Source organism: Streptomyces sp. NPDC018263 (genome assembly GCF_055562575.1).
In genome coordinates, this window is sequence record NZ_JBVHFA010000004.1 from 101672 (window position 1) to 115147 (window position 13476).

12 protein-coding genes and 1 pseudogene are annotated in these 13476 nt (G+C 71.9%); 2 read left to right on the plus strand and 11 right to left on the minus strand.

The window, feature by feature from the left end:
• Window positions 1-87 precede the first annotated feature (87 nt).
• The 5 genes and pseudogenes from ACZ3HQ_RS12910 to ACZ3HQ_RS12930 all read right to left on the minus strand — a co-directional run.
• A pseudogene (locus tag ACZ3HQ_RS12910) lies at window positions 88-1002 on the minus strand (lysylphosphatidylglycerol synthase transmembrane domain-containing protein); the annotation flags it as partial.
• Window positions 1002-1970: a class I SAM-dependent methyltransferase gene (locus tag ACZ3HQ_RS12915; protein WP_467510197.1), complete on the minus strand. Its 969-nt coding sequence runs from the start codon at window positions 1968-1970 to the stop codon at window positions 1002-1004. The gene ACZ3HQ_RS12915 and the pseudogene ACZ3HQ_RS12910, both read right to left, overlap by 1 nt.
• Window positions 1967-3181, minus strand: a complete 1215-nt coding sequence (locus tag ACZ3HQ_RS12920) for a glycosyltransferase family 4 protein (RefSeq protein WP_467510199.1) — start codon at window positions 3179-3181, stop codon at window positions 1967-1969. Before ACZ3HQ_RS12920 ends, ACZ3HQ_RS12915 begins: the two co-directional genes overlap by 4 nt.
• Window positions 3178-3576 (minus strand): 6-pyruvoyl trahydropterin synthase family protein, encoded by a 399-nt coding sequence (locus ACZ3HQ_RS12925; protein ID WP_467510201.1) that lies wholly within the window; start codon window positions 3574-3576, stop codon window positions 3178-3180. Before ACZ3HQ_RS12925 ends, ACZ3HQ_RS12920 begins: the two co-directional genes overlap by 4 nt.
• A 116-nt stretch (window positions 3577-3692) precedes the next feature.
• On the minus strand, window positions 3693-4676 hold the full coding sequence (locus tag ACZ3HQ_RS12930; protein ID WP_467510203.1) for a zinc-dependent alcohol dehydrogenase: 984 nt from the start codon (window positions 4674-4676) through the stop codon (window positions 3693-3695).
• 107 nt (window positions 4677-4783) lie between these two features.
• Between ACZ3HQ_RS12930 and ACZ3HQ_RS12935 the strand changes: the two genes are divergently transcribed.
• Window positions 4784-5578: a CDP-alcohol phosphatidyltransferase family protein gene (locus ACZ3HQ_RS12935; protein ID WP_467510205.1), complete on the plus strand. Its 795-nt coding sequence runs from the start codon at window positions 4784-4786 to the stop codon at window positions 5576-5578.
• Between the two features lie 2 nt (window positions 5579-5580).
• Here the strand turns inward: ACZ3HQ_RS12935 and ACZ3HQ_RS12940 are convergent, their stop codons facing one another.
• The 6 genes from ACZ3HQ_RS12940 to ACZ3HQ_RS12965 form a co-directional block, all read right to left on the minus strand.
• Entirely contained in the window at window positions 5581-6345 is a 765-nt protein-coding gene (locus ACZ3HQ_RS12940) for an SAM-dependent methyltransferase (RefSeq protein ID WP_467510207.1), read from the minus strand.
• Window positions 6346-6408: 63 nt separating this feature from the next.
• Entirely contained in the window at window positions 6409-8289 is a 1881-nt protein-coding gene (locus ACZ3HQ_RS12945; protein ID WP_467510209.1) for a discoidin domain-containing protein, read from the minus strand.
• Window positions 8290-8403: 114 nt separating this feature from the next.
• The gene (locus ACZ3HQ_RS12950; protein WP_467510211.1) at window positions 8404-9768 is read right to left on the minus strand and encodes a GH1 family beta-glucosidase; all 1365 of its coding nucleotides are present in this window, start codon (window positions 9766-9768) and stop codon (window positions 8404-8406) included.
• 29 nt (window positions 9769-9797) lie between these two features.
• Window positions 9798-10637 carry a carbohydrate ABC transporter permease gene (locus ACZ3HQ_RS12955; RefSeq protein WP_393601731.1) on the minus strand — a complete coding sequence of 280 codons (840 nt, stop codon included), beginning with the start codon at window positions 10635-10637 and terminating at the stop codon, window positions 9798-9800.
• Window positions 10638-10647: 10 nt separating this feature from the next.
• Window positions 10648-11631: a carbohydrate ABC transporter permease gene (locus ACZ3HQ_RS12960; RefSeq protein WP_467510213.1), complete on the minus strand. Its 984-nt coding sequence runs from the start codon at window positions 11629-11631 to the stop codon at window positions 10648-10650.
• A 5-nt stretch (window positions 11632-11636) separates the two neighbouring features.
• Window positions 11637-12953, minus strand: a complete 1317-nt coding sequence (locus ACZ3HQ_RS12965) for an ABC transporter substrate-binding protein (protein ID WP_467510215.1) — start codon at window positions 12951-12953, stop codon at window positions 11637-11639.
• A gap of 199 nt (window positions 12954-13152) precedes the next feature.
• Between ACZ3HQ_RS12965 and ACZ3HQ_RS12970 the strand changes: the two genes are divergently transcribed.
• A complete protein-coding gene (locus ACZ3HQ_RS12970) occupies window positions 13153-13473 on the plus strand; it encodes a hypothetical protein (protein ID WP_467510217.1) in 321 nt (106 codons plus the stop codon).
• Window positions 13474-13476: the final 3 nt, after the last annotated feature.

Below are 13476 nucleotides of genomic sequence, written 5' to 3' on the forward strand. Positions count from 1 at the left end.
CCAGCGGGCGACGAGGACGACGGCGCCGGGCAGCGCGGCGACGAAGCTGAGCACGCCGTACACCACGGCGACGGCGACACCGCTGCTCGCGCCGAGTCCGGCGGCGGCGAACGCCCAGGCGGTGACGCCCTCGCGGGGTCCGAAGCCGCCGACGTTGAGCGGCAGTCCCATGGCGACAAGGGCGAGCACCGCGAGCGGCAGCAGCACCGCGACGGACGCCCCGCTGCCCGCGATGCGGGCGGCGACGACGAACATGCCGAGGTGTCCGGCGAGGACGACCACCGAGGACAGCGCGACCCCCGGCCCGCTCTCCCGCGACAGCAGCCCCCGCCGCGCCTCCCGCAGCAGCCCGCTCCCCGGCAGCGCATCGGGACGCTTCCCGGGTGCCCGGTTCATACGGACGGCGAGGACGACCGCGAGCGCGCCCGCCCCGGCGAGCGCCACCGGCACCGCGACGGTCCGCAGGTCGTCGCGGACCGGGGACGGCAGGGTGAGCAGCAGCGCGGCCCCGCAGACGGCGAGCGCGAGTTGCCCGGCGACCCGCTCCAGCACGACCGCCTTGACGGCGCGCCGGATGTCCCCGGCGCTCTGTCCGTGCCGTACCGCCCGGTGCACGTCGCCGAGGACGCCGCCGGGAAGCGCCGCGTTGAGGAACAGCGCCCGGTAGTAGTCGGCGACGGCGGGCCCGAGCGGCAGCCGGATGCCGAGGCCGCGTGCGGTCAACTGCCAGCGCCAGGCGCTGAACACGGTGGTGACGGCGCCGATGCCGAGTGCCGCGAGCACGGTGGCCGTGTCGATCCGGCGCAGCCCGTCGACCAGGGGGCCGGTGCCGAGACGCCACAGCAGTACGCCGAGGATGGCGACGCCGACGGCCGTGCCGGCGTGGGTGCGCAGCCGGCGGCCCGCGGTGACGTCTCCCTCGGAGGTGCCGGGCGGCCGGGCCGGCTCCGGAAGGTCGGTGTCGCCGGCCTCCGCGACCGCCTCGCCCGTCCGCCCGTGCATCACGCCTCCACCGGCCGGGGCAGGGCCAGCAGGTCGCTGTGGTGCACCACGACCTCCAGCTCGCCCGCCTCGCACGCGGCCAGCCGGTCGCGCAGATAGTCCTCGGCGGGCGTCCGCAGGGCGGGCCGCTCCTCGACGGCCGCGCCGACCCAGCCCCGCAGCCACTGCGCGGTGAGCGCCGCGTGCTCCGGGCCGAGCCGCCAGGGGCTCGGGTGCACGCGTACCGTCGCGCCGTGCTCGGCGAACGCGTCGCCCGCCACCGTGGCCGCGTCCGGGCCGAGCAGGCCGCCCCGGCGCTGGTGGGCGTTGAACGCCTCGGCCAGGTCGGCGTCCAGCGGGTCGGGGGACGCGAACTCCACGTGTCCGGCGACCGACAGGGTGAGCAGGGCGGGGCTGCCCGCGCCCGCGCAGGCGGCAGCCAGGGTCTCGACCTCGGGCCGGGTGAGCACGTCCAGCAGCGCGGACGCCGTCACCAGCGAGGCGCCGGACAGCGCGTCCGGGGTGAGCCGGGCGACGTCGCCGCGCCGGGTCTCGACGGTGACCCGGCTGCCGTCGGCGGCGACGCGCGGGGAGGCGACGGCCGCGAAGTGCAGCAGGTACGGGTCCCGGTCGTGCAGCACCCAGTGCTGGGCGCCGTCCAGCCGGGCGGCCAGCCAGCGGCCCATCGAACCGGTGCCGCAGCCCAGGTCGTGGATGACGAACCCGCCCTCCCGCGGCGGGAGTTCGGCCAGCCGCTTGCCCAGCGGCTCCAGCAGGCCCAGCGCCCGCGCGTCCGCGTCGGCGGGTTCGCGGAGCTGGAGCCACTCGGGGGCGTACCGGGGCGCCTCGTCGGGCTCCCCCTCGCGCAGCCGTACGGTGGCCCGCTCGCCGGGGCGGCCGACGGGGCCGGCACCGGCGATGACCTCGGAGGGGCCGGTGGGCCCGGTGCCGTCGTTCACCCGGTGCTCCTCGGTGGTGGCGTCGGTCATGCGGCCCTCCTGGGGGCGCCGGGGAGCCTGCCGAGGACCCCGGCGAGGCTGCGGGCGGTGGCGGCCCAGCCGCCGAGCGCGCTGCGCCTGCCGCGCGCGGCGGCCTTGAGGCGGCGGCGCACGTCGGGCTCGCCGAACCAGCCGCGCAGTTCGGCGGCGATGGCGGCGGGGTCCTCCGGCGGGACGAGGATGCCGGGCACACCGCCGTCGGGGGCGCGGCCGACCGCCTCGGGCAGCCCGCCCACGTCGGTGGCGATGACCGGGATGCCGCGGGCGAGGGCCTCGGTGACCGCCATGCCGTAGGTCTCGGCGTAGGAGGTGAGCACCATGAGGTCGGCGGCGGCGTAACTGGCGTCGAGGTCGGCGCCGGTGCGGGGGCCGGTCAGACGCAGCCGGTCGGCGAGGCCGTACCGGTCGATCTGGGCGCGCAGCGTGGCCACGTACTCGGGGTCGGTGCCGAGGCCCCCGACCAGCGAGCAGGTCCAGGGCAGGTCCCGTACGGCCGCGAGAGCCTCGACCAGGCGGTGCTGGCCCTTGCGCGGGGTGACGGCGGCGACGCACACCAGGTGGGAGATGCCGTCGGTACCGGGCGCCAGCGGCGCGATGTCGGCGCCGGGGGCGGCGAGGTGGACCCGGTCGGGGGCGAGACCGTGGTGGGCGACGAGTCGGCGTACGGCCCAGTCGCTGGTGGCGATGGTGGCGGGCACGGCCCGCAGTACGGCGCGTTCGCGGGCGTCGAGGTCGGCGGCGACGGCCGGGTCCAGACCGGTCTCGTCGCCGAGGGGGAGGTGGACGAGGACGGCGATCCGGAGGCGTTCGGCCTCGGGGACGACGATCTCGGGTACTCCACAGGCGACCAGGCCGTCCAGCAGGACCACGGTGTCGTCGGGCATCTGGGCGAGGGTGCGGGCGAGCGACTCGCGGGCGTCGGCGTCGGGGTCCGGCCAGGCGCCGGGGGCGGCGTGCCGGACGACCTGCCAGCCGAAGCCGGGGAGGTCCAGGCAGACCCGGCGGTCGTAGGCGTTGCCGCCGCTGGGCGCGGCCGGGTCGTCGACGCCGCCCGGCATGACGAAGTGCACGGTGCGCAGCGACATGGGGATGATCCCGAAGTTCTCGGTGTGCCGGGAGTTCTTGGCGTTCTCGGCCTTGGTGGCGAGGGGCTGTGCGGGCACGTAGGCGAGACGGGCCCGGTCCACGGTCAGATCGCTCACAGGTCACGCTCGTAACTCGCCCAGGCGATGTGCGACTCGTGCAGGGTCACCGAGAGCGCGGACAGGCCCTTGGCGCCCTCGCCGAGCGCGCCCTTGGCGATGCGCTCGGCGAGCCGGTCGGCGACGACCTTGGCCAGGAACTCGGTGGAGGTGTTGACCCCGGCGAACTCGGGGTTCTCGTCCAGGTTGCGGTAGTTCAACTCGGCTGTGATGGAGCCGAGTTCGCGCGTGGCGAGGCCGATGTCGACCACGATGTTGTCCTCGTCCAACTGCTCACGGCGGAAGGTTGCGTCCACCAGGAACGTGGCGCCGTGCAGGCGCTGCGCGGGTCCGAACACGTCGCCGCGGAAGCTGTGGGCGATCATGATGTGATCGCGGACGGTGATGCTGAACAACGGACGACCCTCCAGGTGCGGCGCGTCTGGTCCCCCGGAGGTTCCCGTCCGGGGGTTGCCGAGTAGTACGGCTCTTCGGTTCCCCGTGTTCAGCCCTCTCTCACTCTTTTCTCAGGTCAGGCCGGGTCGGGGTAGCGGATGCGGTGGCACAGCGCGGGGATCTCGCCGCTCGTCAGGCGGGGCATCAGCTCCGGGAGTTCGTCGAAACCGCTCTCTCCGGTGATGAGCGCGTCCAGCGCCGGGTCGGCGAGCAGGTCCAGGGCGAGGGCCATCCGCTCGGCGTAGCCCCGGCCGGGGCGGGCGGCCGGGGAAACGGTGCCGACCTGGCTGGCGCGGAGGGTGAGCCGGCGGGAGTGGAAGGCTTCGCCGAGCGGCAGGGTGACGCGCCGGTCGCCGTACCAGCTCAGCTCCACGACGGTGCCCTCGGGGGCGAGGAGTTCCAGGGCGCGGGTGAGGCCCTGTTCGGTGGCGCTGGCGTGGATGACGAGGTCGCGCTCGCCGGCGGCCTCCTCGGGGCCGGCGAAGTCGACGCCGAGGGCCTTGGCGGTCTCGGCGCGGGCGGGATCGGCGTCGACGAGCTGGAGCCGGATGCCGGGGTAGCGGGCGAGCAGGGCGGCGACCGAACAGCCGACCATGCCGCCGCCGACCACGGTGATCCGGTCACCGAGCTGCGGGGCCGCGTCCCACAGGGCGTTCACGGCGGTCTCCACGGTCCCGGCGAGCACGGCACGCGCGGCGGGCACCCGATCGGGTACGACGGTCACGGCGCTCACCGGAACGACGTAACGGCTCTGGTGCGGGTGGAGGCAGAAGACCGTACGGCCGATCAGCTCATCGGGGCCCCGCTCGACCACGCCGACGCTCAGATAGCCGTACTTCACCGGGGCCGGGAAGTCGCCCTCCTGGAACGGCGCCCGCATCACGTCGTGTTGGCTCACCGGGACGCCGCCGCGGAACACCAGGGTCTCGGTGCCGCGGCTGACCCCGGAGTACAGGGCGCGCACCAGCACCTCGTCCGCACCGGGCTCCGGGAGGGTGACGTCGCGCAGCTCGCCATGGCCCGGTGAGCTGAGCCAGAACGCGCGGGCGGCGGGGTTCATCGGCATCCTCCTGAACGATCGGGAACTTGCTCACGTACCGAGAAGGGCACAGGCCGCGCACAGTACGCGGCCTTGATCGACTCTGTCACTCGGCCGGAGGATGTGCGGTGGCCCTGAACAATACGTATGACGCGAGGCTCCAGCAGGAGACGGCCGTGGGAGCGGGCGTACAGATCCTGCTGCTCGCCCTGCTCGGCACGGCCATCGGCATGGGGGTGGCCGGCTGGCTCTCGGGGCTCGCCTTCGCGTTCGCCACCTGGGCGGTGCTCTCGCGCGCCCTGCACCGCTCCGCGCTGCGCTCCTTCGGCCCGGCCAACCGGGTCACCCTCGGCCGGGCCACCCTGGTCGGCGGGGTCACCGCGCTGGTCGCGGACTCCTTCCAGAGCGCCCCACCGGTCACCCTCCTCGTCGGCCTGACGGCCGTCGCCCTCCTCCTGGACGGCGTCGACGGCAAGGTGGCCCGCCGCACCGGCACCTCCAGCGCGCTCGGCGCCCGCTTCGACATGGAGGTGGACGCGTTCCTCATCCTGGTCCTGAGCGTCTACGTGGCCACCCTCCTCGGCCCCTGGGTGCTCCTCATCGGCGCGATGCGCTACGCCTTCGTCGCCGCCGCCCGCTTCGCCCCCTGGCTCAACGCCCCCCTCCCCCCGTCCTTCGCCCGCAAGACGGTCGCCGCGGTCCAGGGAATAGCCCTCCTCACCGCCGGCTCCTCCCTCCTCCCCCACCCGGCGGAACTCACCGTGACCGTCCTGGCCCTGGCCTCCCTGACCTGGTCCTTCGGCCGGGACGTGCTGTGGCTGTGGCAGCACGCCCGAGCGACCGCGGTCCCCCCGGAGCCGCTGCCCCAGGAGGCATCGCCTGCCCAGCCCCAGGTGCTGGAGCTTGAGCTGGCGGTGCGCTGACCTCAGGGCACCCTGGCGACGCCGACGTAGAACCCACTTCGCTCCTGCGCCGGAGCCGGTTCCTCCTGGTACCACTCCGTGGCGAACACCAGGCCCGGTGGGACCAGTTCGAGGCCGGTGAAGAAGGGTTCCACCTCGGTGAGGGTGCGCATACGGAGGGGGATGGTGCCCTTCTTGTAGGCGTCCTCCACCTGTTGCCGGAGGTCGGGGTGCTGGTCGGCGGTGCCGTGGGAGAGGACCAGATAGCTGCCGGATGGAAGGGCGTCGAGCAGGGTGCGGGTAAGGACGTAGGGGTCCTCGGAGTCGGGGAGGAAGTGCATGAGGGCGATCAGCGAGAGGGCGACGGGGCGGTCGAAGTCGAGGCGTTCGCGGGCGTGGGCGAGGATCTCCTCGGGCCGGCGTACGTCGGCGTGGATGTAGTCGGTGGCGCCCTCGGGGGTGCTGACCAGCAGGGCCTCCGCGTGGCGCAGCACGATCGGGTCGTTGTCGACATAGACGACGCGGGACTCCGGCCGGATCGCCTGGACGATCTGGTGCAGGTTCGGCTCGGTCGGGATGCCGGTGCCGATGTCGAGGTACTGGTCGATGCCCCGCGCCGCCAGCCACGCGGAGGCGCGGTGCATGAACTCCCGGTTGCGGGCGGCGCTGCGCCGCGACTGCTCGGGCAGCGTCTCCCCTATCCGCTGGTCGACCGGGTAGTTGTCCTTCCCGCCCAGCAGCCAGTCGTAGACGCGGGCGGGATGGGGCTTGCTGGTGTCGATCTGCACGGCACACTCCTCCGGCGCGGGAACACGTAACTGGCTTGCGCCGAAAGGGTATCCGCCGATCGGCTACCGCTTCTGCTCCACGCGCACCCAGTCCACCTCCGCCTGCACTCCCCCGCCGGCGATCCGGTCCACGCTGGACTGCGGCAGCCCCCAGTACGGGGAGGTGACCTGGTTCCACCCGGCCGGGTAGGCGCCGCCCAGGGCCAGGTTCAGGATGACGTACTGGTTGTGGTCGAACACCCACTGCCCACGCGTCGATTCCAGCTTGTTGCGGGTGGTCTCCTGCACCAGGCGGTCGTCGACGTAGAACCGCATCGCGGTCGGCGTCCACTCCACGGCGTAGGTGTGCCACTGGTCGGCGCGGCCGCCGTTCGGGTAGGTCTGGCGGGCGCCGATGTTGCCGTCGGCGGAGTAACCGGGGCCGTGCAGCGCGGAGCTGGTCCAGTCGCCGTAGCCGATGTTCTCCATGATGTCGGTCTCGCCGGACGCGGGCCAGGAGACGGACGGGTCGTCCACGTTGCTGCCGAGCAGCCAGAAGGCGGGCCAGAAGCCGTCGCCGACCGGCAGCTTCATCCGGGCGCTGACCTTGCCGTAGCTGAAGTCGAACTTGGTGTTGGTGTCGATCCGGCCGGAGGTGAAGTCGTAGGTCCCGCCGCCCGCCTTGGTGCAGCCCTTGCAGTACTTGGCCCGGAGGATCAACTCGCCATTCTCCGTACGGATGTTGTCGGTCGAGTCGACGTACGCCTGGGATTCCCCGTTGACCGACCCCATCTCGGAACCGGTGCGCACCACTCGCCACTTGGCGCGGTCGAGTGCCGTGCCGGTGAAGTCGTCGAAGAACGTGGTCCGGTAGGTGCCGGACTGCTCGCCGGGCAGCGCCGGGTACGCGGCCGAGGCGCTGCCGCCGGTGCCCCAGACCTGGAACTCGTAGAGCGAGTAGCCGAATTGGGCGGTGTAGGGCGCCGGGTTGTAGAAGGAGCGGCGCTCCTTGCCGAGCATGCGGACGTAGCGCCCGGTGGCCGGGGTCGGCAGGGTGACCGTGTCGTGCAGTCCGGCCGCGTCGCCGGGCGCCTGGACGTTGGCGCGGCGGGCCGAGACCTCGGCGGCGGACGGCTGGTACACGGTGCGCCAGGTGCGGTTGTCGTCGGAGACCTGGAGGAGGTAGTCGACGGCGTAGGCCGACTCCCAGTACAGGTCGACGGAGGAGATCGTGGACGTCGCGCCGAGGTCGACCGACACCCACCGGTCGGCGTTCCAGTCGCTGGACCAACGGGTGCTGTCGCCCTTGAGGCCCGCGGGCCAGCCGCCGTCGGTGACGAACGCCGGTGAATTGCCCGCGTGTTGGTAGAGGTTGGAGTACGCGGGGTGGTTGAGCGCGAGGTTGGTGCGGGTGGTGGAGGCGGCCGCGGGCTCACCGCCGTAGACCTTGAAGGAGTAGAGCGAGTACCCATACGGCGTGGCCCGTTCGAGGCCGCGCATCCGGACGTAGCGGCCGGTGACCTCCTGCGGGTAGGTGTGCGCGGTGACGGAGCCGCCGGTGCCCGCGGTCTCGGTGTAGAACGGCGTCCAGTCGGTGCCGTTGCGGGAGACCTCCAGCACATATCTCTTGCCGTACGCGGCCTCCCAGTCGAGGACGACGCGGTCGACGCGGATCGTGCTGCCGAGGTCGACGCGAATCCAGGCGTCGTCGGCGAAGTTGCTGGACCAGCGGGTGCTGCCGTTGCCGTCGAAGGCGAGCGCGGCGGCGGTGCCCGCGTTCTCGCTTCCGGAGGCGGTGACGGCGGCGGGGTCGGCGGCGTAGGCGGTGGCCGCGCGGTCGGTGTCCCAGGTGGCGGCCGCGGCGGCCGGTGCGGCGGTGGCGGGGGCCGTGAGGGCCGTGGTCCCGGCGAGCAGGGCGACGGCGGCGAGTGCGCTGAGCAGGGTGCGGGGGGTGCGTGACGGCATGCGGCTCTCCTCGGGAGGATCTGTCGGCGGTACGGGGGCCTGGACAGTGCGGTGCCTGGTGCGTGTCACATGGAAGATGGGGGCGGGCACGCCGGGCGCGCCCGCCCCGGGGGCTCAGGCCGCGCGGCGCCCGAGCCTGCGGTGGGTGTCGATGATCTCCGCGTACCGGCGCCCACTGGCCTTGATGGTGCGGGCCTGGGTCGCGTAGTCGACGTGGAAGAGGCCGAAGCGCTTGTCGTAGCCGTACGCCCACTCGAAGTTGTCCATCAGGGACCAGGCGAAGTAGCCGGCGAGCGGGGCGCCCTTGGCGGCGGCGGAGGCGCAGGCGGCGAGGTGGCTCTCCAGGTAGGCGCGGCGCTCGGGGTCGTCGACGGTGCCGTCCGGGCCGACCCGGTCGGGGAAGGACGAGCCGTTCTCGGTGACGTAGATCTTGCGGGCGCCGTATTCGTCGGTGAGGCGCAGCAGCAGGGTCTCGATGCCGCTCGCGTCGATCTCCCAGTCCATCCCGGTACGCGGCACGCCCTCCCGGCGCACCGAACGGGCGTACGGAGCGGGCCCGTCGGGGTCGTCGGCGACATGGGCCGGCATGTAGTAGTTCAGGCCCAGCCAGTCCAGCGGGGTGGCGATGGTCTCCAAGTCACCCGGCCTTTGCGGGAGTTCGACGCCGTACACCTCGACCATGTCGGCGGGGAAGCCGCGGCCGTGCACCGGGTCGAGCCACCAGCGGTTGACGTGGCCGTCCTGGCGGTGCGCGGCGGCCAGGTCCTCGGGGCTGTCGGTGGCGGCGTGCACGGTGGAGAGGTTGGTGACGATGCCGACCTCGGCGCCGGGCGCGGCGGCGCGGATCGCCTGCGTGGCGAGGCCGTGGCCGAGGAGCAGATGGCAGGAGGCGCGGACGGCCGCGGTGAGGTCGGTGAGGCCGGGGGCCATCTTGCCTTCGAGGTGGCCGATCCAGGCGGAGCAGAGCGGCTCGTTGAGGGTGGCCCAGTGGGTGACGCGGTCGCCGAGGCGCTCGGCGACGGTGGAGGCGTAGGCGGCGAAGTGCTCGGCGGTGTCCCGCTCCGGCCAGCCGCCCCGGTCCTGGAGCACCTGCGGCAGGTCCCAGTGGTAGAGGGTGACGGAGGGGGTGATGCCCGCCTCCAGCAGGGCGTCGGTCAACTCGTCGTAGAAGGCGAGCCCCTTGGCGTTGACCGGGCCGTCGCCGCCGGGCAGCACGCGCGGCCAGGCGACGGACAACCGGTACATGTCCACGCCCAGTCGGCGCATCAGACCGAGGTCGTCGCGCCAGCGGTGGTAGTGGTCGCAGGCGATGTCGCCGTTGTCGCCGCCGTCGATCTTGCCGGGGGTGTGCGAGAAGGTGTCCCAGATCGACGGTGAGCGGCCGTCCTCGGTGACGGCGCCCTCGATCTGGTACGCCGAAGTGGCCGTGCCCCAGCGGAAGTCGGGCGGGAGGGCGGCGAGGTCGATGGGCTCGGACATGGAAGTCCCTTCGAGGTGCGGGGAGTCGGTCACTTGACGGCGCCCGCCGTCAGTCCGGTGACGAGATAGCGCTGGAGCAGCAGGAACCCGGCGACCACGGGGACGCTCACCACGAGCGAGGCGGCCATGATCTGGTTCCAGTAGACGTCGTAGAGGGTGGAGTAGCCCTGGAGCCCGACGGCGAGGGTGCGGGTGGTGTCGTTGGTCATCACGGACGCGAAGAGGACTTCTCCCCAGGCGGTCATGAAGGCGTAGACGGCGACGGCGACGATGCCGGGCACCGCGGCCGGCACGACCACCCGGAACAGCGCGCCGAGCGGCCCGCAGCCGTCCACCAGGGCCGCCTCGTCGAGGTCGCGCGGCACCGAGTCGAAGTACCCGATCAGCATCCAGATGGAGAACGGCAGCGAGAAGGTCAGATACGTGAGGATCAGCCCGCCGCGCGAGCCGAACAGGGCGATCCCGGTGGCGTTGCCGATGTTGATGTAGATCAGGAACAGCGGGAGCAGGAAGAGGATGCCGGGGAACATCTGGGTGGACAGCACGGTGACCGTGAAGACGCGCTTGCCCCGGAAGTCGTAGCGGCTGACCGCGTAGGCCGCGAAGACGGCGATGACGACCGAGCAGACCGTGGCCGAGCCCGCGACGATCAGCGAGTTCACGAAGTACCGGGCGAGCGGCACCGTGGACCAGATGTCGATGTACGGCCGGATCGTCAACTGGCTGGGAATCCAGCGGAACTTGTCGGTGACGTCGGCGAGCGGCTTGAGCGAGCTGGAGACCATCACATAGACGGGCAGCAGCACGAAGCCGGTGAGCAGGGTGAGGAAGATCCGGCGGGACCACAGGAACGAACGGGGCGGCGCCATGGGCGACGGGTCAGCCATTTCCGGCCCTCCTTGCGCGTGAGGTGAACAGCAGGTATCCGCCGGTCACGGCCAGCAGGAAGAGCAGCAGCAGGACGGACATGGCGGAGCCGGTGCCGAAGTCCCAGGTGAGGAAGGTGGTCTGGTAGATGTGCACGGAGATGAGGTCGGCGGCCTCGGGTGCCGCGCGGCCGAACAGGACGTAGGGCGTGTTGAAGTCGTTGAACGTCCACAGGAACAGCACCAGGATCAGCACCTGGTTGACCGGGCGCAGGGAGGGCAGGGTGATGCGGCGGATCTGCTGCCACATCCCGGCGCCGTCCAGGGCGGCCGCTTCGTAGAGTTCGCGCGGGATGTTCTGCAGGCCGGCCATCACGATGAGGAAGGCGAACGGCCAGCCCTTCCACACCGAGACGGTGAGCAGGGCGTAGAAGCTGTTGTCGCCGATGAGCCAGAAGGACGGCTTGCCGGTGAGGTGGAGCTGGTCGTGCAGGACGTGGTTCACCAGGCCGTTGTCGTGCTGGAACATGAACACCCAGGTGATGACGGCCGCGTAGACGGGCAGCGCGTACGGCACCAGGAACAGGGCGCGCAGGATGCCGCGGCCCCGGAAGGTGTCCTGCATGAAGATGGCGGCGGCGGTGCCGAGCGCCCAGCACAGGGCGACGGAGAGCAGGGTGAAGCCGACGGTGACGGCGAAGGAGCGCAGCAGCGCCTCGCCGGCCGGGGCGTCGAAGTCCACGGCCACGCGGTAGTTGCGCAGACCGGTCCAGGGGGCGTGGCTCCAGTCGCGCAGGGTGAAGCGGGTGATGGACCGGAAGCTCATCAGGGTGCCGATGACCATCGGGACCAGATGCACGAGGAGTTCGAAGACCAGGGCGGGCAGCAGGAGCAGGTACGGGAGCGCGGTGCGGCGGGACCGCCCGGTGCGGCGCGGGCCGCGCGCCGCACCGGGGGTGTCCTCGCGCACCGGTTCCTTCACAACGGTGGAGGTCATGGACGTCAGGCCGCCGGCATCTGCTGCTGGGCCTTCTCCAGCTTGGCCTTGACGGAGGCGGTGGTGACCGCGCGCCCGGCGGCGGCGTCGGCGAAGAGGTCCTTGACCGCGGTGCCGACGGCGGTCTCGAACTGCGACTCGGTGGCGACCTGCGGCAGTGCGGCGGCGCTCTTGGCGAGGGTGTCCTTCAGCACGGCGGTGGACGGCCCGTCGAACGCGGGGTCTGCTTGCGCGGTCTTCACCGGCGGGATGGAGCTGTACGCCTTGTTGAGGATCTTCTGCTCGGCGTCGCTGGTCATGAACTTCACGAACTCGGTGGCGCCGACGAGGTTGTGGCTGTCCTTGAAGACGGCGATGTTGATGCCCGCGGCCATCGAGTTGACCTGGGCGCCCGGTCCGGGGGTGCCCTTCTGGACGGGTACGGGGGCGACACCGTAGGCGTCGTCCTTCATGCCCTGGGACTTGAGGTTGGCCGCGGCGGACTGCCAGAGCAGCATGGCCTGCTTGCCCTTGGCGAAGTCGCTGACGGACTGGTTCTGCGCGTACTCGGCGTTGCCCGCCGGGATGACCTTGTCCTTGGCCATCAGGTCGACGTACTGCTTGACGGCGTCGACCACCTTGGGGTCGGTGAAGTCGGGCTTGCCGTCGGCGGAGAAGAAGTCGGCGTCGTGCTGCTTGGCGAAGACGAAGACGTGGTGGACGTTCTCGGAGAGGTTCGAGCCCTCGGCGCCGAGCACGGACTTGCCCTTGGCCCTGATCCTGGCGCCGTCCGCGACGAGTTCGTCCCAGGTGGCCGGGGGGCCGTCTATGCCGGCGTCGGCGAAGATCTGCTTGTTGTAGTAGAGGGCGTACGCCATCGAGTACAGCGGTACGGCGGCCGGGTCCTTGCCCTCGGCGCCGGTGGAGGCGAGCGCGGGGTCGACGAAGCGGTCCCGTCCGCCGATTTTGGCGAAGTTCTTGGTGTCCCAGGGCAGCAGCGCGCCGGTCGCCTGGAGGGAGGCGCTCCAGGTGTTGCCGATGTTCAGCACGTCCGGGCCCTGTCCGGAGGTGGTGGCGGTGAGGATGCGGTTGAGCAGGTCGGACCAGGGCACGACCTCGACCTTGACCTTGATGCCGGTCTGCTTCTCGAACTTGTCCAGCTCGGGCTGGAGTACCTGCTTGTCCACGGCGACACTGGCGCCCTGGTTGGAGGCCCAGTAGGTCAGCGTCCTGGACGAGCCACCGGCCCCGTCCCCACTGTCCGTACCTCCTCCGCACGCCGTCGCCGCGAGGGCGAGAGACATGACGACGGCGCCTGTGGCCGCGGCTCGGATGCTGCGCATGGCTCCAGCGGTCCCTTTCCGGGAGAGAGAAACCCCGAAAACCGCGTCGGCTCCTCAGGGCTTAATTTAGGACGTGAGTTAATCCTCCGGCGGGGGGTGCGTCAAGGGATGCGGCACGGGTAAGTGAGCGGGTCTCGCCTTCTGGGAAGATCACCCGCCAACTGTTCTTCACCGGAACGCCTTTCAGGGGGATGTCACGATGCCGGCCGCCCGCAACATGGGGACGCTGCTACTGACCGCCGCGCTGCTGACGGGGTGCGCGTCTGCGGAGCATTCGGCCAAGTCGCCCGCGTCTTCGCGGACTTCGGCACCCGCGTCCCCAGCTCCGGCTGCTCCGTCCGTCTCTCCGCCCGAGGTCCGCGACTCCTTCGCCGCTCCCCTGGCCTGGACGGAGAGGCTCCGCGAGACCGTCGGCGCCACACCGTCGTTCCCCGACCTCAAGCGCCACCAGGAACTCCTGCTGGACACCCGCGACAAGGTCAACACCTGGATGCAGTCGCACCCGGAGGACTATCGCTGAGCG

Coding starts and splice junctions, on each gene's coding strand:
- ACZ3HQ_RS12915 (WP_467510197.1), bottom strand. CDS start 1,970: ATGACCGACGCCACCACCGAGGAGCACCGGGTGAACGACGGCACCGGG.
- ACZ3HQ_RS12930 (WP_467510203.1), bottom strand. CDS start 4,676: ATGAACCCCGCCGCCCGCGCGTTCTGGCTCAGCTCACCGGGCCATGGC.
- ACZ3HQ_RS12945 (WP_467510209.1), bottom strand. CDS start 8,289: ATGCCGTCACGCACCCCCCGCACCCTGCTCAGCGCACTCGCCGCCGTC.
- ACZ3HQ_RS12950 (WP_467510211.1), bottom strand. CDS start 9,768: ATGTCCGAGCCCATCGACCTCGCCGCCCTCCCGCCCGACTTCCGCTGG.
- ACZ3HQ_RS12955 (WP_393601731.1), bottom strand. CDS start 10,637: ATGGCGCCGCCCCGTTCGTTCCTGTGGTCCCGCCGGATCTTCCTCACC.
- ACZ3HQ_RS12960 (WP_467510213.1), bottom strand. CDS start 11,631: ATGACCTCCACCGTTGTGAAGGAACCGGTGCGCGAGGACACCCCCGGT.
- ACZ3HQ_RS12965 (WP_467510215.1), bottom strand. CDS start 12,953: ATGCGCAGCATCCGAGCCGCGGCCACAGGCGCCGTCGTCATGTCTCTC.
- ACZ3HQ_RS12970 (WP_467510217.1), top strand. CDS start 13,153: ATGCCGGCCGCCCGCAACATGGGGACGCTGCTACTGACCGCCGCGCTG.